We start from the raw sequence: 24,315 nt of genomic DNA, 5'->3' as shown, positions 1-24,315 counted from the left end.
CCATGCGTCGCGTCGTCGTTACCGGTCTCGGCATCACCTCTTCCATCGGCAATAATGTCGAGGAAGTCGCAGACAGCCTGAAGGCCGGCCGCTCCGGCATCGTGTTTGCCGAAGACTATGACCGCCTGAATTTCCGCAGCCGCGTGCATGGCACCGTGAAGATCGATCTGGAGGCCGCCATCGACCGCCGCCAGAAGCGCTTCATGGGCGACGGCGCCGCCTATGCCTATCTGGCGATGGAGCAGGCGATCGCCGACAGCGGGCTGGAAGCCAATGACATCATCAACCCGCGCACCGGCCTGATCGTCGGCTCTGGCGGCGCCTCGACCAGGAACCTGGTGGCCTCGGCCGATATCACCCGCGAAAAAGGCGGCCCGAAAAAGATCGGCCCCTTCATGGTGCCGCGCGCGATGTCGAGCACCTGCTCGGCCGTGCTCTCCACCGCCTTCAAGATCAAGGGCGTCAACTACTCGATCAGCTCGGCCTGCTCGACCTCGGCCCATTGCATCGGCAATGCCGCTGAACTGATTCAGCTCGGCAAGCAGGATATCGTGTTTGCCGGCGGCGGCGAGGAACTGGACTGGACCCTGAGCTGCCTGTTCGACGCCATGCCGGCCATGTCGTCCTCCTTCAACGCCACGCCGGAAAAGGCCTCGCGCGCCTATGACAAGGACCGCGACGGTTTCGTCATCGCCGGCGGCGGCGGCATCCTCGTGGTCGAGGAGCTGGAACATGCCAAGGCGCGCGGCGCCAAGATCTATGCCGAACTGGTCGGCTATGGCGCCACCTCGGATGGCGCCGACATGGTCGCGCCGTCGGGCGAAGGCGCGGTGCGCTGCATGCAGCAGGCGCTCAGCGAGGCCGGCGGCCATGGCCATAACGCGCCGATCGACTACATCAACACCCACGGCACGTCCACACCGGCCGGCGACATCACCGAGCTGAACGCGATCCGCGAAGTGTTCGGCGACAAGGTGCCGCCGATCAGCTCGACCAAGTCGCTCACCGGCCATTCGCTGGGTGCCGCCGGCGTGCAGGAGTCGATCTACTCGATCCTGATGATGCGCGACAACTTCATTGCCGCCTCGGCCAATATCGAAAACCTCGACCCTGGCGCCGAAGGCTTCCCCATCGTGCGCGAGCGCCGTGACAACGTGACGCTGAACCGCGTGATGTCGAATTCCTTCGGCTTCGGCGGCACCAACGCCTCGCTGATCTTCCAGCGCTACGCCGCCTGACCTGCCAGCTTTCCCCAATCAAAAAAGTCCGGAACGAACATGACTGACATGCCTGCACTGATGAGCGGCAAACGCGGCCTCATCATGGGGGTCGCCAACGACCATTCCATCGCCTGGGGCATCGCCGACATGCTGCACAAGCATGGCGCGGAGCTTGCCTTCACCTACCAGGGCGAAGCCTTCGAGCGCCGCGTGCGCCCGCTGGCCCAGAGCGTCAATGCCAAAGCCATCGTGCCCTGCGATGTCGAGGACGAGACCTCGATGCGCCAGGCCTTCGAGAAGGTCGGCACCGCCTTCGGCAACCAGATCGATTTCGTGGTGCATGCCATCGCCTATTCCGACAAGGAAGAGCTGAAGGGCCGCTACCTCAACACCACGCGCGGCAACTTCAGCCGCTCGCTGCTGATCTCGTGCTATTCCTTCACCGAAGTGGCACGTCTGGCGCAGCCCTATATGAGCCAGGGCGGCTCACTGATCACCCTCACCTATGAAGGCAGCACCCGCGTGATGCCGAATTACAACGTGATGGGCGTCGCCAAGGCGGCGCTGGAAGCCAGCGTGCGCTATCTCGCCGTCGATCTCGGCCCGCAGAATATCCGCGTCAACGCCGTGTCGCCCGGGCCGATGCGTACGCTCGCCGGCTCGGCCATCGGCTCGGCCCGCGCCACCTTCAAGTTCACCGCCCAGCACAGCCCGCTGCGCCGCAATGCCAGCCTGGACGAAGTGGGCGGCGCCGCGCTCTTCCTGCTCAGCGATCTCGGCTCGGGCGTCAGCGGCGAGATCGTCCATGTCGACAGCGGCTTCCATGCGCTCGGCATGCCCAACCCCGCCGACCTCGCCGGCAACGGCCAGGACAGCTGAAGCGCGGCTACCGCCGTATACTGCGTTACACATCCGGTCCGGGCAGCTATGCTGTCCGGACCGTTGCATTTGCAGCCCATATGGATCGCCCGCTCGACAGTCTCCTGACCGACCTGGAACTGCCCGGCCATCGTGCCGTGGCCGAACACTGGCTCGCGCTTTACCGCAGCAAGGGCGACATCCCCACCCTGGCCGAAATCGACCCGCTGCATTTTCCCCGGGCGCTGGCCGATGCCTGGATCGTCGATGCCACCGATGACGGCCGCTTCTGTTTCCGCCTGATGGGCGAGACCCTGGTGCAGTGGTATGGCCGCAGCCCGAAAGGCCTGTATTACGAAGACCTGTTCCCTGCCGCCACCGTGGCGGTGCTGATCCCCCAGTCGCAGCAGGTGCTGCAACGGCCCTGCGCCGGCTTCCAGCGCGTGCATACCCAGACGCCGGACCGGCATCTGCCGCGCTCGTTCGAACGCCTGACCTTCCCCTTGCGCGACACCGCCACCGGCCGTATGCGGCACATCCTGGGCAACTCGATCTTCAACCGCGAACGCGACGGTCCGCTACCGCCGGAAGCAGATTACTGGTATCCGCTCGACACGAGCCGGTGAATAGCCGCGATTAGCGGTTGTCAGCCCTGCCCGCCGCGCCGCAGAATGGATGCCACCCCGAGGGGCGTTCCATGTCGCACGACTTCAATACGCTGCTGACTGACATGACCCTGCCGATGCACCGCGCCCTGGTGCAGCACTGGCTGGAGCTTTATGACGCCGCCGGCGGCCGGATTCCCGCCGTGCAGGCCATCGACCCGCTGCGGCTGGGCCGCTACCTGCCCGATATCTGCATCCTCGACCATGACGGCGGCGACGTCTTCCGCTACCGGCTGGCGGGCGGCAACGTGAATGAATTCTACGGCCTGGATGTCAAAGGCCGCGACATGACGGAGCTGCTTGAATCGCCGACGCGCGAGCGCCTGCTCGACATGGCGCATGCCATCGTGGAGATGCCGGCGGCCGTGCTGCATGGTCTGAGCAGCATGCTGCCGCAGTGGAACTACTCGGTGGCGCTGCAGCGCATCAGCCTGCCGCTGGCCGACCGCGACGGCGCACTGCGCCATATCATCAGCGCCACCGTGTTCCGCTACGACCGCAGCCAGAGCTATGCCCTGGTCTCGGCCGATTTCCAGCACCGCTACCGCATCCCGCAGGACGGCCGCAGCGGCCAGGCCGACGACACGATGCGCTCGGCCGGCTGAGCGCTGTACAGGCTTTTGACGTCGCCGATATACTGTCGGCGTGAATCGGCCGCTGACCGCCCTCATCGAAGACATCATGTTGCCGAGCCACCGGCTGGTGGCCGCACACTGGCTTGATCTCTATGCCGCCGCCGGCAGCCGCGTGCCGCTGCTGCGCGACCTCGATCCGATCCGGTTTCCCGCGGCCCTGCGCGACATCTGGATCGTCGATGCCGGTGACGATGGCCGCTTCCGCTTCCATCTGGCCGGCCAGAGCCTGGTCGAGTGGTATGGCAGCAGCCCGAAGGGACTGTCCATGGAAGACATTTACCCCGATACGGTGCTGCCCCTGATCAACCGCACCCTGCGGCAGGTCATCACGGCACCCGCCATCTGCTACCAGAAGGGCAGCAGCCTGACCAAGAACTGGAGTCTGCCGATTGCCATGGAGCGGCTCGGCCTGCCGCTGGCCGACGATGCCGGCCGGCTGCGGCATCTGTTCGGCATCACCAGTCTGGAAACCCGGGATGGCGACGGCGATGGCCCGCTGACATCCAGTATCGATGTAGAACGCTGGTACCCGGTCTGAACTGCCCGGTCTGAACTGCCCGATCTGAACTACCCGGTCTGAACTGCGAGGACGACCCGATGCTCAATCTCTATTATGTCGCCAACACCTGCGCGCTCGCCTCGCATATCGCGCTGGAAGACGCCGGCGCCCCCTACACGACGACGCGGATGAGCTTTGCCAGCGCCGACCAGCGCAAGCCGGAATACCTGGCGATCAACCCGAAGGGCCGCGTCCCGGCACTGGTGACCGAGCGCGGCGTGCTGACCGAAACGCCGGCGATGCTGGCCTATATCGCGCAGCTTTATCCCGCCGCGAAGCTGGCGCCGCTCGACGACGCTTACGCCTTCGGCCAGGTGCAGGCCTTCAACAGCTATCTGTGCTCCACCGTGCATGTGGCCCATGCCCATCGCATGCGCGGCTATCGCTGGGTCGAGGCCGATGACGCGGCGTCGATCGCGGCGATGCAGCGCAAGGTGCCGCAAAGCGTGTTCGAGGCCTTCCATCTGATCGAGACCGGCATGCTGGCCGGCCCCTGGGTTATGGGCGTGGACTATACGATCTGCGATGCCTATCTCTTCACGCTCGCCCAGTGGCTGGAAGGCGATCGCGTCGATGTGGCGCAGCTGCCGCGGATCATCGCGCATCGCCAGCGCATGCTGCAGCGCCCGGCGGTGCAGCGCGCCATCGCGGCCGAAACGGCGGCGGCCTAGTCACCCCCGCCCGATCACCGAAAGTTGCCCGGCCGGCTCGGGCATTCTGGCCTATGCTGGGGTACGGCAGGCCTGACGGGTCTGCTCGGGGAATCTCAAATGGGGGAAACAATCATGAACCGGATTCTGTCTGCCGCCATCGGCATGGCCGCAATGGCTGGCGCCGTCTGCACGGTCGCGCCGGCTGCGGCCCAACAGGCCGCGCGCCCGCCGATCGCCACCACCAAGGTGGAGGGCACCGATAATGTCTATGTCTTCCGTAATGGCGGCCATCAGGCCATGTTCATCGTCACCCGGGATGGCGTGATCGCCACCGATCCGGTCGCCTATGGCAAGCCCACCGGCGGCCAGGCCTATGTGGACGAGATCCGCAAGGTCACCGACAAGCCGATCAAATACGTGATCTACAGCCATCACCATTACGACCATATTGCCGGCGGCAAGGCCCTGAAGGATGCCGGTGCCATCTTCATCGCCCACAAGCGCGCCAAGGAACGCCTGGTGCCGCTGAAGGACCCGCATACCGTGATCCCCGATGAAGTGGTGGGCAACAAGGGCCGCACCATCACGCTGGGCGGCACCAAGCTGGAGCTGACCTATCACGGTCTCAACCATTCCGACTCGTCTCTGGTGATGCGCCTGCCGAAGGAAAAGATCATCTTCATCGTCGACACCATCCCGGTCGGTTCGGTCCCGGGACGCGGCATCATCGATTTCTATCCGCTGGAAACCGAAGGCTTCATGAAGAAAGTGCTGGCGATGGACTGGGATCGCATGATCCCCGGCCATCCCGGCCCCAATGACCGCCTCGGCACCAAGGACGATGTGCGCGCGCAGCTGCAGTTCCTGCAGGATGCCTCGGCCGAAATGAAAATCCTCGCCCAGGACGGCAAATGCTGGGACACGGCGGAGAAGGAATTCAAGCTGCCGAAATACGAAAGCTGGCCGGGCTATGCCAACAACCTGCCCTTCGTGGCACGGCGCTATTGCGGCCTCTGGGGCCGCGGCACGTAGCCTTACAGACAACTGTCATGCCAACGCCCAGCGGTGGCATCCACGACTTGGCAACAGGATAAATCGTGGATGCCACGCAAGCGTGGCATGACGGATGGGATGAGGACCTACAGCGCCGCCTTCAGCACGCGGAACAAACGCTCGATATCGTCTTCGGTGTTGTAGACGTGGGGCGTGACGCGCATGGCCTTGCCGCGCACGCTGACAAACACCTTTTCCGCCGCCAGTTTCGCCGGCAGATTCGCCGGCACGGCATCACCGAAACGCAGACCGAGATAATGCCCGGCACGGCGGTCGGCGCGCACGGTGTCGAGACCCAGCTCGGCGCGCGCCCGTTCGGCCACCCTGTCGTTGCGTGATTTCAGCGTCGCGTAGATGCGCGCCGTGCCCCAGCCGAGCAGCAGTTCGAGCGAGGCTTTCGCCGCCGGAGTCAGGGCGAAGTTGCTGCGTTCGCCGACATCGAAGCGTCGTGCACCCGGCTGGAACTCGGCCTTGTAATCGACCAGGCCGGCGAAGTTTTCCGAATCCTTGCGTGCGATCCAGTTATGCTCAATCGGTGGGCCCGACTGCCAGCGCGGTGCCACATAGAGATAGCCGAACGAATACGGCCCCAGCATCCATTTATAGCCGCCGGCAACCAGGATATCGGGCTGGATCGTGGCCACGTCGAAAGGCATCACCCCCATCGACTGCGTGGCATCGATGCACAGCGCGGCGCCCACTTTGCGGCAGGCGGCGCCGATGGAAACCAGATCAAGCAGGCCGCCATCGGTCCAGTGACAATGCGGCAGGGCGACGATGCCGGTGCGACTGTCGATCTGTTCCAGCACCAGCGCCGTCCAGTCGTCATCCGAAGGACGCGGGATATTGACGAACTGCGCGCCGGTCTTCTTGGCCAGTTCCATCCAGGGATAGATGTTGGAGGGGAACTGCTCGGCCAGCGTCACGATGGTCTGCCCGGCTTTCAGCGGCAGGATATTGGCCGCCACCGCCATGCCATAGGACACCGACGGCACGATCGCGATGTCACTGGCATTGGCGTTGACCAGTTGCGCGAACAGGCCGCGCACCGCTTCGGATTCGGTGAAGAAATCCACCGGGCTGATGGTCCAGGGATTCAGCTTGGCACGCATGCCGGCCTCACCGGCCGCCGCCACGCTTTTCGGCAGCGGGCCCATATAGGCACTGTTGAGATAGGCGACATCAGCGGGAATATCGAACAGCGCGCGCTGGCTCGGCAGCAGGGCCTGGGTCGGAGACTGGTCGGTCATGGCATCCATCCATTGAAGTCGTAAGCCTGACTAGCCAGCCCGGGGCTTGCCTGTCGAGCGACAAATTGCCGCCCGACAATACACCCCTGGCCTAAGTCGCTGACAATTCTCGCGGCCGCGAATGCACCCCGACAATATTCCGCTGGCGCGGCTGTACCGCCGGCGGCAGAGTGCCGGCAAAACAAGGTCCGCTTCCCCCGGTGGCATAACCATGTCCGTTCCGCATATTGCGCTCGCCGTCCTGATCGCCGCGATCTGGGGCTTCAACTTCGTCGTCATCCGGCTCGGCCTCGACGCCTTCCCGCCACTGCTGTTCAACGGCCTGCGCTTCGCCGTCGCCAGCCTGCCCTTCCTGCTGCTGTTCCGCAGCCCCGGCGTGCCGTGGCGCTGGGTGCTGGGCACCGGCCTGGTGCTGGGCGTCATGAAATTCAGCCTGCTGTTCGTCGCCATGGCCCATGGCATGCCGGCCGGCCTCGCTTCGGTGGTGATGCAGGCGCAGGCGCTGTTCAGCGTGGTGTTTGCCGCGCTGCTTCTGCAGGAACGGCCTGGCATCATGCAATGGAGCGGCATGATGATTGCCGCGGCAGGTCTTGCCGTGATCGGTCTTGATATGGGCGTGGGGGCGTCGCTGATCGCCTTCGGCATGATTATCGCCGCCGCCGCCTGCTGGGGCCTGGCCAATATCCTGACACGCCGGGCCGCGGCACCACAGCCGCTGGCTTTCATGGTCTGGGTCAGCGCCGTGCCGCCGCTGCCGATGCTCGGCCTGTCATGGGTCTTCGAGGGCGAGGCCGCTATCACGACGGCCATCGCCTCGCTCGATGGGCGCGGCATCATGGCCGTGCTCTATATCGGGCTGCTGTCGACCACCGCCTGTTTCGCCGCCTGGAGCTTCCTGCTGCGGCAGTACAAGGCCAGCATCGTGGCGCCGTTCACCCTGCTGGTGCCGGTCTTCGGCCTGATCAGCGCAGGCCTCGTGCTGGACGAGACGCCATCCGCCGTCAAGCTCGGCGGCGCAGCGCTGATCCTGTTCGGTCTGATGGTGAATGCCGGCCTGCTGAAGCGGCTGCTGCCGGCAGCGAAAACCGCCTAGAGCTTTATCGCGAGATCGCGGATCGCCGTGCGACAGGCATCGGCGGTCCGCTCCAGATAGGCGCGGGCGTCGGGACGCAGACCATCCTGCTGCAGCTGTTCATTGATCGAAGCGAGAATTGTGCGCAGGTGCCGAATACGGGCCGGCATGTCTTTATCCCCCTCAGGCGAATCGCGTGTTGAATCATGTTTCACGCGACGGAGAGTGGGCAGTTTAGGTTAATAAAAACTGACCTGCTGTTTGCGGCTGCCGCGACGGGCGATGCGACGCAGGCCCGGCGTGAAAGCCGGGCGATCGGATTCAAAATCCGGGATCGTCGGCACCACGACATGCGGTGCCGCAGGACGATCAAGCGCCACTACATCGGGTATTATCACCTCTTCCACCGGTACGGTGATCGGCGGCGCCTCCATTATTCTGTCCTGTGTTTCGGCCGCCACATCTGCATCTGCGGGCGCACCAGGCACCGGCACGGAGAGGATGGTAACCGACGGTTTCGCCGGCGAATCGGGCGGAGCGGCTGCCGATTCGGTTGCCGAAGTCTCCGCACCGGCGGGCATCGTCTCGGCCTGGGTGACCAGGCGGTCGAGCATGCTTTTCAGCGGCAGCGGCACCGGGTCGTAGCCTTTCAGGATCAGCACCAGCGCCGGCCGCATCATGCCGAGCTTGTCGGCGAGCTGCTCGAAGCTGATACCGTACTGACGGCAGGCTTCCAGCACGCGCGGCTGCACGTCGCCGAGATAGTAGAGCTTGCCCTCCTTGCGCAGGCAGGGCAGGCCATCCTCGAACAGGAAATCGTCGTCCTCGGTGATCGGGCTGTGCAGGGTCATCGTGGGCGCCACTTACAGGCGGTCCTGGGCGGTGGCGGCCGCCGACTGCCAGGCGGTCATGCCGGCGGTGAGGCTCAGGCCCTTGAGCACGAAGGCCTCGATGGCGCGCTGCACCGGACGCGGCACCGGATCATGGCCTTTCAGCATCAGCACCAGGGCACCGCGCGGCATGGAAAACCGGGTGGCGAAGAGATCGAAGCCGATGCCATGGGCGCGGCAGGCCTGCAGCACCAGCGGCTGCACATCCTCGGCGAAATAGAGCTTGGCCCCGCGCTCGATGGTGTTCAGGCCGGTATGGCCGCCAATGCCGGTGCCGAAACCGGCCGGGCGGGCGAAACGGGGATACTGCATCGGGTTCATGGCGCGGCTCCTGCTGCCCGGAAGGGGATCATCGGAAGCCAAACGTCATGTGGCGCGCCGGGTTTCCCGGGCGGGCTGGAACCTTTTTATGACCGGAAGAGAGGCCGGGGGAAAAGCGGGAGGGTGGTCAGACGCTCAGATCGGCCCGACGGCCCATGCCGCGCGGACGGGCGCCGGTGGTATCGGTCTTGGCTTCGGTGGCATTGGCGCCGGTATCGGTCTTTTTGCCTTTTTCGCCCTTGGACTGGGCCGATCCGCCGGTATTGCCGGTGGCGATGGCCGCCTGCCGGGTCTGGTTGCCGACCGGCAAAGCCGTGACCGCCGCGGCGGCCAGGGCCGCGTTCGGAGCCTGCGACTGGTTCAAGCCTTGCGCCGGGGTGGACGGCTGGGCTTGCGGCAGGGATGACACCGGAGGGATGATCATCGTCATGGTCCAGATGTATGATGACAAAACGTGGTTGACAAGAACTTAAAGTTTTAGGGCAACTGGGGCCCACAATTATTAATAACTACAACGGGGAAAGGAGCCTGCCCTGTCCAAGCCCAAGGCGAGTAAACCCCCGGCAAAACCGGGGCTTTTGAGCCGGCTGTTCGGCACCGCCGCGCCGGCGCCCAAGCCCAAACAGCAGTTCAACGGCCCGGCCAAGGACGCGGCCGAAGGCCGTCGGCTGCGCGCCCAGCTGGCCGAGCAGATCCGCAGCCTGCGCGCCAAACTGAGCCCCCAGCTGCTCAAGCTGGGCGAAAAGATCGCCCGCAAGGGACCGCCGGTGACCGACCAGGAACGCGCCACCATGGCCATCGAGCTGTTCCTGGCCCAGAAGCAGGACGGCGGCGATTTCGCCGCCAAGCTGAAAGAGAAGATCGAGGAGCGCCGCCGCAAGAGCCACTGAGGCAGCCGGCGGCTATTCTTTCCATTTTGGAAAAACTGCTTCTCCCCACCGGCTGCTAGTTCTGGCAGCCCCGGCGCCTACCTTGCCGGCATGACTCAGAAAACCAGAACCGCTCTGGTGGTCGGCGCCCAGGGCGTGATCGGCCGCAACCTCATCGACCATCTTGCGACGCTGGACGACTGGCGGGTCATCGGCCTGTCGCGCCGGGGCGGTGAGTCGACCGCAGCGCTGCGCTATATCGCCGTCGACCTGCTGGATGCCGCCGATACAAAACTGAAGCTCGCCGGTCTTGGCGACGTGACGCATGTCTTCTACGCGGCCTATCAGGATCGCCCGACCTGGGCCGAACTGGTGCCGCCGAATCTGGCCATGCTGGTGAATACGGTGGAGGCCATCGAACCGGTGGCGCGCGGCCTGCAGCACATCAGCCTGATGCAGGGCTACAAGGTCTATGGCGCGCATCTCGGACCCTTCAAGACACCGGCGCGCGAGGACGAGGCCGGCCGTCACATGCCGCCGGAATTCAATGTCGACCAGCAGGTCTTCCTGACGCAGCACCAGCAGGGCAAGACCTGGAGCTGGTCGGCCATTCGCCCTTCGGTGGTCGGCGGCTTCGCGCTCGGCAATCCGATGAATCTTGTTGTCGCCATTGCCATCTATGCGGCGATGTCGAAGGAGCTGGGCATTCCGTTGCGCTTTCCGGGCAAGCCCGGCGCCTACGATGCGCTGCTGGAAATGACCGATGCCGGCCTGCTGGCGCGCGCCACCGTCTGGGCCGCGACCGAGCCGAAAGCTGCCAACCAGGCCTTCAACATCAATAACGGCGACCTGTTCCGCTGGCGCGAGATGTGGCCGCTTATCGCCGACTATTTCGACCTCGAAGTCGCACCGCCGCTGCCCATGCAGCTCGGCACCGTGATGGCCGACAAGGCAGCCCTGTGGCAGAACATGCAGGCAAAGCATGGTCTGGCGCCGCATCCCTATGCCGATGTCTCGGCCTGGGGCTTTGCCGATTTCGTCTTTTCCTGGGATTACGACATGTTCGCCGATGGCAGCAAGGCGCGGCGCTTCGGCTTCCATGAGCATGTCGAGACCCGGCAGATGTTCATCACCCTGTTCGACGACCTGCGCCGCCGCAATATCATTCCGTAAAACAAAAAAATCAGCCTTCCCTCAGGAGCCTCCCATGTCGTCCACCCAACGATCATCCACGATTGCCATTGCGGCGCTGTCGGTCAGCGCCTTTGCGATCGGCACCACCGAATTCGTCATCATGGGTCTGCTGCCGCAGCTCAGCCAGGACTTCGCCGTCTCGGTGCCCGATGCCGGCCTGCTGGTCACCGGCTACGCGCTCGGCGTCGCCATCGGCGCGCCCCTGCTCGCCGCGCTGACCGGCCGTATTCCGCGTAAAGCCCTGCTGCTGGCGCTGATGGCGCTGTTCACCATCGGCAACATCCTCTGCGCCATCGCGCCGGGTTATGGCCTGATGATGGCGGCCCGCGTGGTCACCAGCTTCACCCATGGCAGCTTCTTCGGTGTCGGCTCAGTGGTCGCCGCCGGCCTGGTGGCGCCGGACAGGCGCGCCGGTGCGGTGGCGCTGATGTTCACCGGCCTGACCATTGCCAATATCCTCGGCGTACCGTTCGGCAAGCTGCTGGGCGATGCCTATGGCTGGCGCTCCACCTTCTGGGCGATCTCGGGCCTGGGCGTGATCGCCATGGCGGCGGTTGCCCTGCTGGTGCCACGCATCGCCAGGGTCGAGGATTCCAACTTCCTGCGTGAGCTGCGCGTGGCCATGAAGCCCGCCGTGCTGCTGGCCCTGCTGACCACCGTGTTCGGTTTCGCCGGCGTGTTCGCCGCCTTCACCTATGTGGCGCCGCTGCTGCTCGACGTCACCGGCACGACCCAGACCATGGTGACCGTGGCGCTGGTGCTGTTCGGTGTTGGCGTCACCATCGGCAATACGCTGGGTGGCAAGGTCGCCGACCGTAGCCTGATGCCCGGCCTGATGGGCATTCTCGCCCTGCTGATCCTGGTGCTGGTCGCGCAGTATCTGTTCGCTGCGCAGCTGGTGCCGGTGCTGATCCTCGTCACGCTGGTCGGCGTCTTCGGTTTCGCCACCGTGCCGGGCCTGCAGACCCGTGTGCTGGACAAGGCCGCCGATGCGGCAGCCCTGGCGGCCACGCTCAACATCGGCGCCTTCAATCTCGGCAACGCCATCGGCGCCTGGGTCGGCGGCCTGATGATCACGCAGGGATTCGGCATTGCCGCGACGGCGCTGGGCGGCGCCGGGCTGGCGCTGATCGGTCTGGCCGCGACCGCGCTCGGCTATCTCGGCGACCGCGCGGTGCTGAAGCCGGCGCAAGCCTCGGCGTAAACAACGAAAACGCGTCAGCTCCGGCTGGCGCGTTCCTTTTTCGCCCGCACGGCGGCGGGACCAAGCAGCTTGCGTTCCGCCGCCTGCAGCTCCTTTGTCAGGAAATCGACAAAACAGGTAACGCGATGCGGCACCTGGCGGCCCGGCGGAAACACCGCATGGACATCCTCGTCGCGGCGATAGGCGGCGAGCACCGCCACCAGCCGGCCGCTGTTCAGATCGTCGGCCACATCCCAGATCGATTTCTGCGCCAGGCCCAGGCCGGCCAGGGTCCAGGCATAGGCGACCTCGCCATTGTTGGCGGCCAGACGCCCGTTGATGCGCAGGGCGCTTTCTTCCGTGTCGCCGGTGAAGCGCCAGACCTGGCCCGGACCGGTGCCGCAGATGGCGATGCAGTCATGCGCGGCCAGGTCGGCGAGCGTCTGCGGCGTGCCGCGTTTTTTCAGATAGGCCGGCGCGCCGCAGATCAGCCGCTGGTTCGACACCAGCCGGCGCGTGCGCAGCGAAGAATCCGCCAGATCGCCCATGCGCAGCGCCAGGTCGATATTCTCCTCCAGCAGATCGACCACCGTATCGGTGAGCTGCAAATGGAAGCTGAGTTGCGGATGCTTGGCGGCGAAGGCGGCGATCAGCGGCGTGATCCAGGCGCGGCCGAAGGCCACCGGCGCGGTGATGCGGATGGTGCCGGTCAGTCGCCCGTCGGCGCCGGCAATCGCCTGCTCGGCATCGGCGACATCGGCGAGGATGGTCTTGCAGCGTTCGAAGAAGGCGAGGCCGTCCTCGGTCAGCGCTAATTTCCGCGTCGTGCGGTTGATCAGCCGCGCCCCGAGCCGGCGTTCGAGCTGCGCCAGCTGCTTGCTCACCACCGGAATGGAAAGATTGAGGCGCCGCGCCGCGGCCGACAGGCTGCCGGTAATGGCAACAGCGGCGAAGATTTCCATGTCACGCAGGCGATCCATGGCGCGAAAATGGCGGGATCGGATGAAAAACGCTAGTGCAGACTGCTGCGCGGCGGTTCGCCGGATTCGACGGCTGCCGGCTCGACCGTCGTAACCGGTGCAGGCTGGTCGGGCCCGGCAGGTACGCTGCCATCGCCACGCTTCAGCCGGTCATGGGCCTTCACCGAGAAGGGGATCGAGGCGATATAGGCGATCTCCATCGCCGCCAGCGTATACCAGGGCTGGTTCAGCAGGCCGGCGACCAGCAGGCCGACACCGAGCAGCACCAGGCCGATATATTCGCGCGGCACGCGCACGCGCTTGAAGGAATAGGTCGGCACGCGGCTGACCATCATGCCGCCGATGACCAGCATCCAGATCGCATTGAGGCCGGCCGAACGGAAGAACTCGCTGTCCAGCTCCAGGCTGATAATCAGGAACAGCAGGCTGAGGCCTGCACCCGCCGGCGCCGGAATGCCGGTGAAGAAGCTGCCGGTCCAGACCGGCTTCTGGTCGTCATCGAGCGCGGTATTGAAGCGCGCCAGACGGAGCGCCGCGCAGACCGCGAAGGCCAGCACCACCACCCAGCCGGTATTGCCGCCGCCGAGCGTGTTCAACGTCCAGAAATACAGCACCATCGCTGGCGCCACGCCGAAGCAGAGGAAGTCCGACAGCGAATCCAGCTCGGCGCCGAATTTCGACGCGCCTTTCAGCAGGCGGGCGACGCGGCCGTCCAGCATGTCGAACAGGGCGGCGGTGGCAATCGCCATCACCGCGAACTTGAACTGCCCCATGATGGCAAAGCGGATCGCCGTCAGCCCTGAACAGAGCGCGATGATGGTGAGGATATTCGGCGCCAGCGTATTGAGCGGCAGGTTGCGCAGCTTGATCGGCTTCATCGGCATCGTGGCTCTCCTGTCGCCGCCAGACTAGTCCGGCGATCTTACAGTCGTATTAACGGACCGTACCCGTCCGCGGCTGCTCGGTGGCGCCATCCTCGGCGATCACTGTCTCGCCGGCAATGCAGCGCTGGCCGACGATGGCCAACGGCACCATGCCGTCATCGAGATAGACATCGACGCGGCTGCCGAAGCGGATCAGGCCGAACCGTTCGCCAGCCTTGTAGGTTTCGCCCTCGCGGGCTTCACAAAGAATACGGCGGGCGACCAGGCCGGCGATCTGGACGACGGCGATCTCCTTGCCCGAGGTGAGCTTGAGCCGCATGGACTGGCGCTCGTTGTCGATGCTGGCCTTGTCGAGCGCGGCATTGAGGAACTTGCCCGGACGATAGGCGAGCGCCGTCACCACACCCTCGGCCGGGGCGCGGTTCACATGCACGTCGAAGACATTCATGAAGACGGAGATGCGCATCAGCGGGTCGGACCCCATGCCGAGCTCTTCGGGCGGCGCGGCGCGCTCGATCATCTGCACCACGCCATCGGCCGGCGAAATGAGGAGGCCGGCGCGATCGGGCGTTACGCGCGGCGGGTCACGGAAAAAGTAGGCGCACCAGCAGGTGAGGATGACGCCGAGCCAGCCCAGCGGGGTGGCGATCCAGAACAGGATCAGGGTGACGATCGCGAAGATGGCGATGAACTTCCAGCCTTCGCGGTGGATCGGCACCAGAACGGAACGGATCGTGTCCATGGACGCAGTCTTCCTTCAGTCGGAACGGGACGTATGACGCGGGTGCAATGTAGCGATTGCCGGCCCCGTCTTAAAGACCTGCCGGGGCAGGACTTTGGGCGATTTTGGCCCCGCCGGCTGCTCAGTCGCCCGCCGCCGAGAGGATGGCGGCGCTTTCGGTGCCGGCCTTGGCCTCGCGGTCGCGGGCTTCCTGCTGCTTGTGCCAGAGCGCGGCATAGAGCCCGCCCTGGGCCAGCAGCGCATGATGGCGGCCGCGTTCGGCGATCTGGCCCTGCTCCAGCACGATGATCTCGTCGGCATCCACGACAGTGGACAGCCGGTGCGCGATCACCAGCGTGGTGCAGCCTTCGGCGGCGCGGCTGAGGGCTGCCTGGATCTCGCGTTCGGTATGGGTGTCGAGCGCCGAGGTCGCCTCGTCGAACACCATGATCTTCGGGTTCTTCAGCAGCGCACGCGCAATCGCCACGCGCTGCTTCTCGCCGCCGGACAATTTGAGGCCGCGTTCGCCCACCATGGTCTGCATGCCATCGGGCAGGCGGGAGATCAGGTGATCGAGCTGGGCATCGCGGGCCGCCTGCGCCACATCCGCATCGGAGGCGCCGACACGGCCATAGCGGATGTTGTAAAGGATGGTGTCGTTGAACAGCACGGTATCCTGCGGCACGATGCCGATGGCCTGGCGCAGACTGAGCTGCGTGACGCCACGGATATCCTGGCCGTCGATGGTGATGCTGCCCGACTGGATATCGTAGAAGCGGTAGAGCAGACGCGACAGCGTCGACTTGCCGGCGCCCGAAGAGCCAACGACCGCGATCTTCTTGCCGGGCGCGATGCGGAAGCTGACCCCTTGCAGGATTTCGCGACGCGGATCGTAGGCGAAACGTACATCGCTGAACGCCACCTCGCCGCGCGGCACCTGCAGCGCCGGTGCATCGGGCGCATCCTGCACTTCCGTGGGCACCACCAGCAGCGTGAACATCGCCTCCATGTCGATCAGGCCTTGCTTGATCTCGCGATAGGCAAAGCCGAGGAAATTCAGCGGCAGATAAAGCTGGATCAGGTAGGCATTGACCATCACCAGGTCGCCGAGCGTCATGGTGCCGTCGCGCATGCCGAGCACCGACAGGCTCATCACCGCGATCAGGCCGACCGAGATGATGGCGCCCTGGCCGAGATTGAGCAGGGCCAGCGTGGTCTGGCTTTTGACTGCGGCGGTTTCATAGCGCTGCAGCGCCTCGTCGAAGCGATGCGCCTCATGGGCCTCGTTGGTGAAATACTTCACCGTCTCATAATTCAGCAGGCTGTCGACCGCGCGGGTATTGGCACGCTGGTCCTCGTCATTCATCTGGCGGCGGTATTTGGTGCGCCATTCGGTGATCGCCAGCGTGTACCAGATATAGCCGCCGATGGTGCTGACCGTGATGACGGCAAAGACCCAGCCGTAGAGCCACCACAGCACGCCGCCGACCAGCGCGATCTCCACAATGGTCGGCACGATGTTGAAGGTCATGAACTGCAAAACGAACTGGATGCCCTTGGTGCCGCGCTCGATCACGCGGGAGAGGCCGCCGGTCTGGCGCTCCAGATGGAACCGTAGGCTCAGCGCATGCAGGTGGTTGAAGGTCTCCAGCGCTAGGTCGCGGATGGCGGCCTGGGCCACCTTGGCGAAAACCGCGTCGCGCAGCTCGCCGAAGGCCTGGGCACCCATGCGGGCGAGACCATAGGCGACCACCAGGCCGATCACCGCGGTGACGGCGATCTGGCCGGCGGAAAAGCCATGGTCCAGCAGGTCGACCACCTGCTTGAACAGATATGGCACTGCAACATTGATCAGCTTGGCCGCCACCAGGAAGACGAAGGCGATCACCACCCGGCGGCGCAGGTCGGGGCGGCCCGCGGGCCAGAGTCGCGGAATCAGCAAGGCTGGTAGCGATTTTTTCAAGTCGGTCATGATGGGCAGGGCTGGGGCGATTGATTAGGTTGGGCTGGCGCGAACCGGTTTGCCCCGGATTGGTTCAAGGGCGAAATTGGTCCGGGGACTTGATCGGCAAGGCGGGCGGAGCCTATCGTCTGCCCCCGAATAATCCACGTTATTTTCCTGTTAGGCTTCAAGGGAGCAGTGCGATGAAAGTGGTGAGCTTCGTCCGAAATGGCAAGGGCTCGTATGGCGTGGTCTCGGGGGACGGGATCGTCGATGTGGGCGCCAAGCTGGGGACGAAATACCCCGACCTGGTCGCGGTGCTGAAGGCCGGCGCACTGGCCGAAGTGGAAGCCGCGGCCAAGGGGGCCGCCGCCGACCTGCCCTACAAGGGCACGGTGCTGCTGCCGGTGGTGCCCAATCCGGGCAAGATCGTCTGCGTCGGCGTCAATTACGACGAACACCGCCGCGAGATGGGCCGCGAGCCGCCGGGCCATCCCACCATCTTCGTGCGCTTCCCGGAAAGCCAGGTTGCCCATGACCAGCCCCTGCTGAAGCCTGCCGAATCCGACAAGCTGGATTACGAGGCCGAGCTGGCCGTCATTATCGGCAAGCGCGGCTACAAGGTCTCCGAAGACGACGCCTTCAGCATCGTCGCCGGCTACAGCTGCTACAACGACGGCTCGGTGCGCGACTGGCAGACCCATACCGGCCAGTTCACCCCGGGCAAGAACTTCAACGCCACCGGCGGCTTCGGCCCCTGGATGGTGACCGCGGACGAGATCCCCGATGCCCAGGCCCTGGAAATCCAGAGCCGCCTGAACGGCCAGGTGATGCAGAAGTCCAATACCGAACTGATGACCTTTAACATCCGCAAGATCATCAAGTATGTGACCACCTTCACGCCGCTGGAACCTGGCGACGTGATCGCCACCGGCACGCCCGGCGGCGTCGGCACCAAGCGCAACCCGCCGGTCTACATGAAGGATGGCGACATCATCGAGATCGAGATCGAGAAGGTCGGCCTGCTGCGCAATCCGGTGAAAAACGCGTAAACGGTCCACTTTACTCTGAGTACCAACGGGGCGCTTCAGGCGCCCCGTTTCGTTTCTGCCCCCAAACCGTCATGCCAACGCGTCAGCGGTGGCATCCACGACTTGATCCACGAAAGACGTAGATGCCACGCAAGCGTGGCATGACGAGAGGCGTAGGTGAGTTACCCTTTCCCCACCGCTTCCGCGACGCTCTTGAAGCCATCGCGCTTGAGCAGCGCCGCCAGCTCGGCCTTGATGCGCGTCACCAGGCCCGGACCTTCATAGACCAGCGCCGAGTAGAGCTGCACGGCCGAGGCGCCGGCGCGGATCTTGGCATAGGCCTGTTCACCCGAGGCAATACCACCGACGCCGATCAGCGGCACCTTGCCGCCGACGTAAGAGTAAAGCTGCCGCAGCACGGCGGTCGAAGGCTCGAACAGCGGCTGTCCCGACAGTCCGCCGGTCTCCTTGTAGTTGCGGCTTTCCAGCGTGGCCGGTCGCGCAATCGTGGTGTTGGTGGCGACGATACCATCCAGCCGGAAATTCACAGCCAACTGCGCCACCGCCTGAATGTCTTCATCGGCGAGGTCGGGCGCGATCTTGACCAGCAGCGGCGTTTTATACTGCTCGTGCAGCGGCTGCAGCCGCGCCAGCAAGGCCGTCAGCTCCTCGCGGCCCTGGAGATTGCGCAGGCCCGGCGTGTTGGGCGAGGAGACATTGACCACCGCGAAACCACTGAGCGCCGCGAGTCGCGCGTAACTGATCGCATAATCGCCGGGACGGTCGGCGGAGTCTTTATTCGCGCCGAGATTGACGCCGAGCAGCCCAGGCTGGCCCCCTTTGAGATTGGCGCGCCGCGCTTCCAGCCGCGCGGCGGCGACAGCGAGGCCGTCGTTGTTGAAGCCCATGCGGTTGATCACAGCGCGGTCTTCCTCCAGGCGGAAGACGCGCGGGCGCGGATTGCCCGACTGCGGCTGCGGCGTGATGCCGCCCACTTCGACGAAGCCGAAGCCGAGCCGCAGCATGGCATCGGGCACTTCGGCATTCTTGTCAAAACCGGCGGCGAGGCCGACCGGATTGGTCAGGCTGCGGCCGAACAAGGTGGTGGCCAGCACCGGGTCGTCCTTGGGCGCCGGCGGCAGCGGCGCGCAGGACAACAGTTTGAGCGTGGCGCGATGGGCGGTCTCGGCATCGACATGACGCACCAGCGGCCAGATCAGGGTTTTGTACAGGCTCATGATACGGGCTCCATGGCGCGCAGCGGCACGCTGTCCAGCGTTTCAAAGGCGAGCGCGGGATAGACGGTCTCGCGCATCAGGGATATGGCGCGCACCGCGAAGGGCAGATCGAGCGGAATGGCGGCGACCCGGGCCGCAAAATCTGCCGGCAGCCGGTCCGGCTGCGCATAGCGGGCGACGGTGATGTGAATCAGATCATATGTGTTGACGCCACCGGGTGGCGGCGGCACGCCGGCCGCCATGCGCCGGCGCAGATCCCAGACCGGTTCGGCCGGTTCGGCCATGGCGATCACGGCCGTCGGCATGGCCCGCAGCGCGGTGAAGCGCAGGGTGAAGGGGGCATGATCGGCGCACCACTGTTCCAGCGTGGCCCGCGAAACCGCCGCGACGGTTGTCCAGAAGGCATCCTTGTCGAAATTACTGCGCACCGGCGCCATGCTGTAGAGCGACAGATGCAGCGTATCCGGCGGCGGCAGATGCAGCGGCGCGGCACCGCCGGCGGCGGCGGCCAGCGCAGCGGTAACCGGCGCGATGGCGGCCTGTGTCGCCGCATCGGCGAGGGCGAACAGCGTGTAGGAGATCGCCGGCCGGTTCCACAGCGGATCGGCGACGAAGCCGTTCATCACGCCAGCTCCGGGAAGACATGACGGCCGGTGGCCGGATCGAGCGGCAGTTTTTCGACGCGATGGACCGCTGCAACGGGAAGCGGCCCATAGAGATGGGGGAAGAGATCGTCGTTGCGCGATTTTTCCCATTTCAGCGGCGCCGTCAGCACCGCGGTATCGACGGCGAGCAGCAGCAGGCCGGCCAGGCCAGCATAATGCTTCGCGGCCGTGTCGGCCGCCTGCTGCGCCGTGGAGAAATGTATGAAGCCGTCGCGGATATCATGGGCCGTGCCGGTAAAAGCGCCGGCCGCCTGTGCCGCCGCCCAGTCGGATTCGGTGATGATGCGATAGATCGTGGTCATCGGCATGGGATAGCAGAAGCATTTATGCCCGTCACCCGCGGGCTTGACCCGCGGGTCCCATTTTTGAATGGGATGCCCGGGTCAAGCCCGGGCATGACAGGGAAAGTGTTCACTTCGTCCGCCTCGCGGTTTTCTCGAAGCTGCGCAGACCCGCCATGCCGAGCATGGCCAGCACCAGTTCGAACAGGCTGTCGGTCTGGATCGCCGGCGGCTGCAGGCCCGGCGACCACAGCGCCGCCGCCCAGAGGAACAGCGGATGGCCGATATAGGCCCAGCCCACGGCAGCCGCACAGATCCAGCCGACCGCAGGCCGCCAGCCGGCGACGAAAACCGAACGATGCGTCGCCTCGATCTTGTTCAATTCGTGCTCGAACTGACGCACGAAGGACTGTTCAATCGTGGGCGTCATATGACGCTCCTTTCGTCACGGTTTCACATGCCGCGGTGAAGCGGCGGTTCGTGCGGCCTGCAGCGTTCTCCGGCCATCGGACCGGGCGCCGTCGCCGCCGCGTCATCCGGCCGCCAGGATTACGCCTGAGCGGTTGTCGGAGACGGGAATGGCTGGGCCGGCATCTGCGATGCGTGCAGCGCTGCACGCTGTCGCGAGCGCCAGCGGCCCGCGATCAACCCGGATAAAGCCTCCTGAAGCCTTCAGTGACCTTGCTGAGGATTTCGGGGTCGCGATTCTTCCAGTAACGCGGGTCGCGCATCAGCCCGACCAGCTGATCTTCGCTGAGTGCGGCATCGCCGCCGCGCTCGGCCTGGTTCAGTTTCGGATCGCCGTTCTGCATCATCGCCTCCAGGGCGAGGACGCCTTCGTAGGACGACGCGAGCGCCTGGAAGACCGGCGCCGGCAGGTTGCGGCTGCCCCAGGCCTCCAGCACACGGGCGGTTTCGGCATAGCGCTCCGGACTGCCATAGCGCTGCACCAGCTTGTCGCGTTCGGCACGGCCGCGGAATTCGCCGGCCAGCCGGTGCAGCTGCGGCGCCACATGATCGCAGGCCAGGTCGTAGACCAGCTGGGCCTGGGCCGGGGTGAAGCCAGCTTCATGCAGGCGGCGGTTGACATCTGCGTCGGGCCAGACGGCAGGATCCTTCAGCGCGATCTGGTAGGCGTCCGGCGTTTCCGGTACGCCGAGCGCGCGGCGGAAACGCAGATGGGCTTCATCGTCGTCATCGTCGCCGGGCACGGCGACGAGGCCTGCCAGCTTCTGCTCCAGCGCACGATAGGATTTCAGCAGCAGGTCGACGCGCAATTCGCCGCTTTGCGGATCGCGGAATTTCTCCGGGATGGCCCAGGAGTCGTTCGCGGCGCCATCATCGTTGCCGGCTTCGCCATTCAGCAGACTTGTCGTCATATCCAGTCCTTTCCGTTGATCCCGAAATGTTCCGAAGCGGCACCGGTCAGGCGCCAAGCTGGCCGCGCGCCACCAGTTGCGCGATGTAGGCGGCGAGATGACGCTGGCCTTCCAGATGTCGCAGTTCGGCATCGCCGATATCGGGCGCCGGCCGCCGGTCGATGGTGATGCGGCGCAGATGACCAAGCACCCGCTCGCCATCCAGGCCACGGAAGCAGCGCGCAAAGGCCGCCGTCAGATCGCCGTTCATCGGTTCGTTGATGCTGTCGCTCATGTCTCGGCTCCGTTTGCGCTGGCCAGCTGCGGCAGCAGTTGCGCCAGTTGTGTCGGCAGCGCGGCAACAGGCCCCGCCTCGCCGGCTTCGATCAGGAATTCACCGGGCACACCAAGCGTGCGGCCGAGCCAGCGCACCACGCTTAACGCGTCGACGGCCTGCTGCGCCGCCGGCCCGAGCATCTGCAGCTGCTGCAGCCAGCTCAGCACGCCTTGCACATCGCCCTGGGCCTGCAGGCGCGCCAGCGGCGACTGCTGCACCAGCGTCACCTCGCGGCCATCGAGTGCAAAAGGCGGGATCTCCCCGCGACGCTGCAGGATCGCCAGGCTGCGCTGGACAAGCGGGAACAGTAGTTCCGCCTGAAGCCGGCCAAAGGTGGCGCCAAGCTGGCGCGCCATCGCCGCCGAGCGTTCCAGCACTTCGGTGGCGGTCATGCGCGGCCCGTCGATCTGGCCGAGACTGTCGGCCAGCAAAGCATGGCGAATGCGGCTGCGCAGATCGTCGAGCACCAGTTGCGAGATATCGAAGCGACCGGGCGCGGCCAGCGGCGTCAGGCCCGAAGACCCGACCGCCTTGGGGATGATCGCGCCCGGCACCAGCTTCACATTGGCCGGATTGAGCACGCCGTCATCGTCGGCCTGCCAGATGCCGGTCACGGCGATCGACGCGTTTTTCAAGACAAGCTCCACGACTTTATTCGCGGTCTTGATATCGGGCAGCGCTTTCATCACCGGCGAGCGGCCATAGGTTTCGCCCGGCGCCTTCAGCCAGCGGAAGGCGATGAAGGGCGCATAATCGAAACGGCCGCGCGTGAGCAGGCTGGCCTGATCGTCGAGCGCGATGTCTTCGAGCAGAGCGGCAAAGACATAGCCATGCATCGGCGTCGGCGCGGGCAGCAGACAGTCCAGCACCGCCAGCCGCGCTTCGGGGTCGCGCTGGCGCCGCGCCGCGAACCAGGCCTGCCGTTCCAGCGCCGGATAACGCAGGGCCAGATGGTCCAGGCTGTAGTCTTGGCGCCGGAAGACCGTATCGAGCCGACCGCCGATGCCTTCTTCCAGCACTAGATCGTTCAGCGGCACCGCGGAGAAGCGGAAGGCGCTGACCTCACCGAGCGCTGCTTCCTCGCAGGCCAGACAGGCGGTGCCGGCCACCACCAGATCAAGAAACGCCTGATGAAGCTCGACACTGAGATTTGATTTGTCGAATTGCGCCTGCAGCAGGGCGGCAGCTTTATCGAGTTCCGCAGCCATGGCGCCATGCTCGGCTTCCGGCACATCGCGGCCCGGCTGGAAGGCAAACCAGCGCGACCATGGCGGCGTCAGTTGGGATAACAGGGCTGCGGCAAGCTGCTCGGCGGCATCGGCGGCCGTGGCATCGAACAGCCGCTCGTTCACGCGGCCGCCACCGGTATTGAAACCGGCCGCCGTGCCGGGACGACGCAGCGGCAGCGCATAGTCGTAGCAATCCTGCCACAGGGCATCCCAGCTGCTGCGCTGGCTGCGCGCGCGACTGTGACGGCGGCGCAGCGCCTGCGGATCGAGCAGGGTCTGCAAGGGATCGACGGTGGCGCCGGCTGTGGAGACAGGAGTGATCGACATGCGGCTCACTCGCCCAGCAGGCGTTTCGCGGCGGCGGGGGCGCCGCCGGCGACGTTGTCGTCCAGGCCGCGCCAGGAGGTGGCGATGGTTTCGCCCTGGGACCGGCGACGGCGCTCGCGCGCGGCGCGTTCGGCGATCTCGGCCTCGCTTTCACTCGGCGGCGGCGGGGCCGGGATGGGCGGCGGCGGCGGCGGTGACGGCGAAGAGAAAATCCCACCCATGTTGCAGGCCTTTCGCTGGCTGGCACCGGTCCATATCGGCGCCAAGTTGCTTAAATGTTCTTTCTGGAGTCAAAATAGAACGAAACAAATCCATAATCAAGGGATATTTTCCGCAACTCAAGAAAAAGTTCCCACGGTGTTCTGATGGACCAGCAGTGCAGCCCAATCAGGCGCTTGACCGTCTCGACACAGGAGAACGGCAGCGGCGGTGCCAGCCGGCGCGGCGGATCCAGCACCGGCACGGTCAGCGCGCACTGGCCGCGCGCCCGCAGATGCGCGGCCAGGTCGGCCTGCGGCGACCAGCCGGAAAAGCTTCGGATTTCAAGGCGATGAGAGAGCGGATCGATTCCGATCCAGCCATCATCCAGGGCCAGATAGGCGAGGCAGTGACGGAAGCCGGGCTTGAGCCGGCGCAGCTTGGGCAGCCGGGTCTCCTCGAGGAAAACCACCACGGCACGGTGGCCTGCGGTTGGCCCTGTCGCAGACGACACGAGTGCCGGACGGGCCATTTTCGCCCGATTTTCCGCAATTTGTTTCATATCCAACCCTGCTACGATAGGAACAGAACAAAAATTCTCGTTTCTTTAGACCCTTATATTCCTATATTGTTCTCATGTCAAATAGGTTTAGTGAGAATATTCCTGTAGCCAAAACCCTGAATTTACAAGACTATCGTCCC

Annotated in this window: 30 protein-coding genes; 12 read left to right on the top strand and 18 right to left on the bottom strand. The window is 65.2% G+C overall.

Going from position 1 to position 24,315, the window contains the following annotated elements; translation table 11 throughout:
• Positions 1–2 precede the first annotated feature (2 nt).
• The 7 genes from fabB to AC1ROB_RS03845 all read left to right on the top strand — a co-directional run bounded on the left by fabB (position 3) and on the right by AC1ROB_RS03845 (position 5,622).
• Positions 3–1,238: a beta-ketoacyl-ACP synthase I gene (gene fabB, locus AC1ROB_RS03875; RefSeq protein ID WP_492973625.1), complete on the top strand. Its 1,236-nt coding sequence runs from the start codon at positions 3–5 to the stop codon at positions 1,236–1,238.
• Between the two features lie 39 nt (positions 1,239–1,277).
• Positions 1,278–2,099, top strand: coding sequence for an enoyl-ACP reductase FabI (locus AC1ROB_RS03870; RefSeq protein WP_492973626.1), 822 nt, complete (start codon positions 1,278–1,280; stop codon positions 2,097–2,099).
• Positions 2,100–2,179: 80 nt separating this feature from the next.
• Positions 2,180–2,704 (top strand): PAS domain-containing protein, encoded by a 525-nt coding sequence (locus AC1ROB_RS03865; protein WP_492973627.1) that lies wholly within the window; start codon positions 2,180–2,182, stop codon positions 2,702–2,704.
• A gap of 71 nt (positions 2,705–2,775) precedes the next feature.
• Entirely contained in the window at positions 2,776–3,348 is a 573-nt protein-coding gene (locus tag AC1ROB_RS03860) for a PAS domain-containing protein (protein WP_492973628.1), read from the top strand.
• A 40-nt stretch (positions 3,349–3,388) separates the two neighbouring features.
• Complete coding sequence (locus AC1ROB_RS03855; RefSeq protein ID WP_492973629.1) at positions 3,389–3,916, top strand: PAS domain-containing protein; 528 nt, start codon at positions 3,389–3,391, stop codon at positions 3,914–3,916.
• 59 nt (positions 3,917–3,975) lie between these two features.
• Positions 3,976–4,608, top strand: a complete 633-nt coding sequence (locus AC1ROB_RS03850) for a glutathione S-transferase family protein (RefSeq protein WP_492973630.1) — start codon at positions 3,976–3,978, stop codon at positions 4,606–4,608.
• Between the two features lie 114 nt (positions 4,609–4,722).
• On the top strand, positions 4,723–5,622 hold the full coding sequence (locus AC1ROB_RS03845) for an MBL fold metallo-hydrolase (RefSeq protein ID WP_492973631.1): 900 nt from the start codon (positions 4,723–4,725) through the stop codon (positions 5,620–5,622).
• Between the two features lie 107 nt (positions 5,623–5,729).
• On the opposite strand, the gene AC1ROB_RS03840 is transcribed toward AC1ROB_RS03845, so the two are convergent.
• Positions 5,730–6,893 (bottom strand): aminotransferase class V-fold PLP-dependent enzyme, encoded by a 1,164-nt coding sequence (locus tag AC1ROB_RS03840; protein WP_492973632.1) that lies wholly within the window; start codon positions 6,891–6,893, stop codon positions 5,730–5,732.
• A 211-nt stretch (positions 6,894–7,104) separates the two neighbouring features.
• On the opposite strand from AC1ROB_RS03840, the gene AC1ROB_RS03835 reads away from it, so the two are divergent.
• Positions 7,105–7,986, top strand: coding sequence for an EamA family transporter (locus AC1ROB_RS03835; protein ID WP_492973633.1), 882 nt, complete (start codon positions 7,105–7,107; stop codon positions 7,984–7,986).
• Here the strand turns inward: AC1ROB_RS03835 and AC1ROB_RS03830 are convergent.
• From AC1ROB_RS03830 to AC1ROB_RS03815, 4 genes are all read right to left on the bottom strand, one after another.
• Positions 7,983–8,135: a hypothetical protein gene (locus AC1ROB_RS03830; protein WP_492973634.1), complete on the bottom strand. Its 153-nt coding sequence runs from the start codon at positions 8,133–8,135 to the stop codon at positions 7,983–7,985. The genes AC1ROB_RS03835 and AC1ROB_RS03830 overlap by 4 nt on opposite strands.
• Before the next feature lie 69 nt (positions 8,136–8,204).
• A complete protein-coding gene (locus AC1ROB_RS03825; protein ID WP_492973635.1) occupies positions 8,205–8,816 on the bottom strand; it encodes a hypothetical protein in 612 nt (203 codons plus the stop codon).
• A 12-nt stretch (positions 8,817–8,828) separates the two neighbouring features.
• Entirely contained in the window at positions 8,829–9,176 is a 348-nt protein-coding gene (locus AC1ROB_RS03820; protein ID WP_492973636.1) for a hypothetical protein, read from the bottom strand.
• Positions 9,177–9,303: 127 nt separating this feature from the next.
• On the bottom strand, positions 9,304–9,600 hold the full coding sequence (locus tag AC1ROB_RS03815; protein WP_492973637.1) for a hypothetical protein: 297 nt from the start codon (positions 9,598–9,600) through the stop codon (positions 9,304–9,306).
• 154 nt (positions 9,601–9,754) lie between these two features.
• Here AC1ROB_RS03815 and AC1ROB_RS03810 point away from each other — a divergent pair, with 154 nt between their 5' ends.
• The 3 genes from AC1ROB_RS03810 (at position 9,755) to AC1ROB_RS03800 (ending at position 12,443) form a co-directional block, all read left to right on the top strand.
• Positions 9,755–10,066: a hypothetical protein gene (locus tag AC1ROB_RS03810; protein ID WP_492973638.1), complete on the top strand. Its 312-nt coding sequence runs from the start codon at positions 9,755–9,757 to the stop codon at positions 10,064–10,066.
• 90 nt (positions 10,067–10,156) lie between these two features.
• Positions 10,157–11,218: an SDR family oxidoreductase gene (locus AC1ROB_RS03805; RefSeq protein WP_492973639.1), complete on the top strand. Its 1,062-nt coding sequence runs from the start codon at positions 10,157–10,159 to the stop codon at positions 11,216–11,218.
• Between the two features lie 34 nt (positions 11,219–11,252).
• Complete coding sequence (locus AC1ROB_RS03800) at positions 11,253–12,443, top strand: MFS transporter (protein WP_492973640.1); 1,191 nt, start codon at positions 11,253–11,255, stop codon at positions 12,441–12,443.
• Positions 12,444–12,457: 14 nt separating this feature from the next.
• On the opposite strand, the gene AC1ROB_RS03795 is transcribed toward AC1ROB_RS03800, so the two are convergent.
• From AC1ROB_RS03795 to AC1ROB_RS03780, 4 genes are all read right to left on the bottom strand, one after another.
• Positions 12,458–13,402, bottom strand: coding sequence for a LysR family transcriptional regulator (locus AC1ROB_RS03795; RefSeq protein ID WP_492973641.1), 945 nt, complete (start codon positions 13,400–13,402; stop codon positions 12,458–12,460).
• Positions 13,403–13,434: 32 nt separating this feature from the next.
• Positions 13,435–14,286 carry a CDP-diacylglycerol--serine O-phosphatidyltransferase gene (gene pssA, locus AC1ROB_RS03790; RefSeq protein WP_492973642.1) on the bottom strand — a complete coding sequence of 284 codons (852 nt, stop codon included), beginning with the start codon at positions 14,284–14,286 and terminating at the stop codon, positions 13,435–13,437.
• Between the two features lie 49 nt (positions 14,287–14,335).
• Complete coding sequence (locus tag AC1ROB_RS03785; protein WP_492973643.1) at positions 14,336–15,028, bottom strand: phosphatidylserine decarboxylase; 693 nt, start codon at positions 15,026–15,028, stop codon at positions 14,336–14,338.
• 121 nt (positions 15,029–15,149) lie between these two features.
• Positions 15,150–16,979: an ABCB family ABC transporter ATP-binding protein/permease gene (locus AC1ROB_RS03780; RefSeq protein WP_492973644.1), complete on the bottom strand. Its 1,830-nt coding sequence runs from the start codon at positions 16,977–16,979 to the stop codon at positions 15,150–15,152.
• Between the two features lie 173 nt (positions 16,980–17,152).
• Here AC1ROB_RS03780 and AC1ROB_RS03775 point away from each other — a divergent pair, with 173 nt between their 5' ends.
• The gene (locus tag AC1ROB_RS03775; protein WP_492973645.1) at positions 17,153–18,001 is read left to right on the top strand and encodes a fumarylacetoacetate hydrolase family protein; all 849 of its coding nucleotides are present in this window, start codon (positions 17,153–17,155) and stop codon (positions 17,999–18,001) included.
• A gap of 161 nt (positions 18,002–18,162) precedes the next feature.
• Here the strand turns inward: AC1ROB_RS03775 and AC1ROB_RS03770 are convergent, their stop codons facing one another.
• The 9 genes from AC1ROB_RS03770 to AC1ROB_RS03730 all read right to left on the bottom strand — a co-directional run bounded on the left by AC1ROB_RS03770 (position 18,163) and on the right by AC1ROB_RS03730 (position 24,175).
• On the bottom strand, positions 18,163–19,218 hold the full coding sequence (locus AC1ROB_RS03770) for a quinone-dependent dihydroorotate dehydrogenase (protein ID WP_492973646.1): 1,056 nt from the start codon (positions 19,216–19,218) through the stop codon (positions 18,163–18,165).
• A complete protein-coding gene (locus AC1ROB_RS03765; RefSeq protein WP_492973647.1) occupies positions 19,215–19,841 on the bottom strand; it encodes a 2'-5' RNA ligase family protein in 627 nt (208 codons plus the stop codon). Before AC1ROB_RS03765 ends, AC1ROB_RS03770 begins: the two co-directional genes overlap by 4 nt.
• The gene (locus AC1ROB_RS03760) at positions 19,841–20,191 is read right to left on the bottom strand and encodes a DUF952 domain-containing protein (protein WP_492973648.1); all 351 of its coding nucleotides are present in this window, start codon (positions 20,189–20,191) and stop codon (positions 19,841–19,843) included. The genes AC1ROB_RS03765 and AC1ROB_RS03760 overlap by 1 nt, the downstream gene beginning before the upstream one ends.
• Before the next feature lie 103 nt (positions 20,192–20,294).
• Positions 20,295–20,594 (bottom strand): 3TM-type holin, encoded by a 300-nt coding sequence (locus AC1ROB_RS03755; protein WP_493031389.1) that lies wholly within the window; start codon positions 20,592–20,594, stop codon positions 20,295–20,297.
• Between the two features lie 214 nt (positions 20,595–20,808).
• The gene (locus tag AC1ROB_RS03750; protein ID WP_492973722.1) at positions 20,809–21,543 is read right to left on the bottom strand and encodes a capsid assembly protein; all 735 of its coding nucleotides are present in this window, start codon (positions 21,541–21,543) and stop codon (positions 20,809–20,811) included.
• A gap of 46 nt (positions 21,544–21,589) precedes the next feature.
• Positions 21,590–21,817 (bottom strand): Bbp19 family protein, encoded by a 228-nt coding sequence (locus tag AC1ROB_RS03745; protein ID WP_492973723.1) that lies wholly within the window; start codon positions 21,815–21,817, stop codon positions 21,590–21,592.
• Entirely contained in the window at positions 21,814–23,415 is a 1,602-nt protein-coding gene (locus AC1ROB_RS03740) for a portal protein (protein ID WP_492973724.1), read from the bottom strand. The genes AC1ROB_RS03745 and AC1ROB_RS03740 overlap by 4 nt, the downstream gene beginning before the upstream one ends.
• 5 nt (positions 23,416–23,420) lie before the next feature.
• On the bottom strand, positions 23,421–23,636 hold the full coding sequence (locus AC1ROB_RS03735; RefSeq protein WP_492973725.1) for a hypothetical protein: 216 nt from the start codon (positions 23,634–23,636) through the stop codon (positions 23,421–23,423).
• A 50-nt stretch (positions 23,637–23,686) separates the two neighbouring features.
• Positions 23,687–24,175, bottom strand: a complete 489-nt coding sequence (locus tag AC1ROB_RS03730; RefSeq protein ID WP_492973726.1) for a hypothetical protein — start codon at positions 24,173–24,175, stop codon at positions 23,687–23,689.
• Positions 24,176–24,315: the final 140 nt, after the last annotated feature.

It is taken from the genome of Ferrovibrio sp. GW821-FHT12F09 (assembly GCF_058806775.1).
Note: the sequence above shows the minus strand (reverse complement) of the source record. Positions and strands in the feature narration are given on the sequence as shown.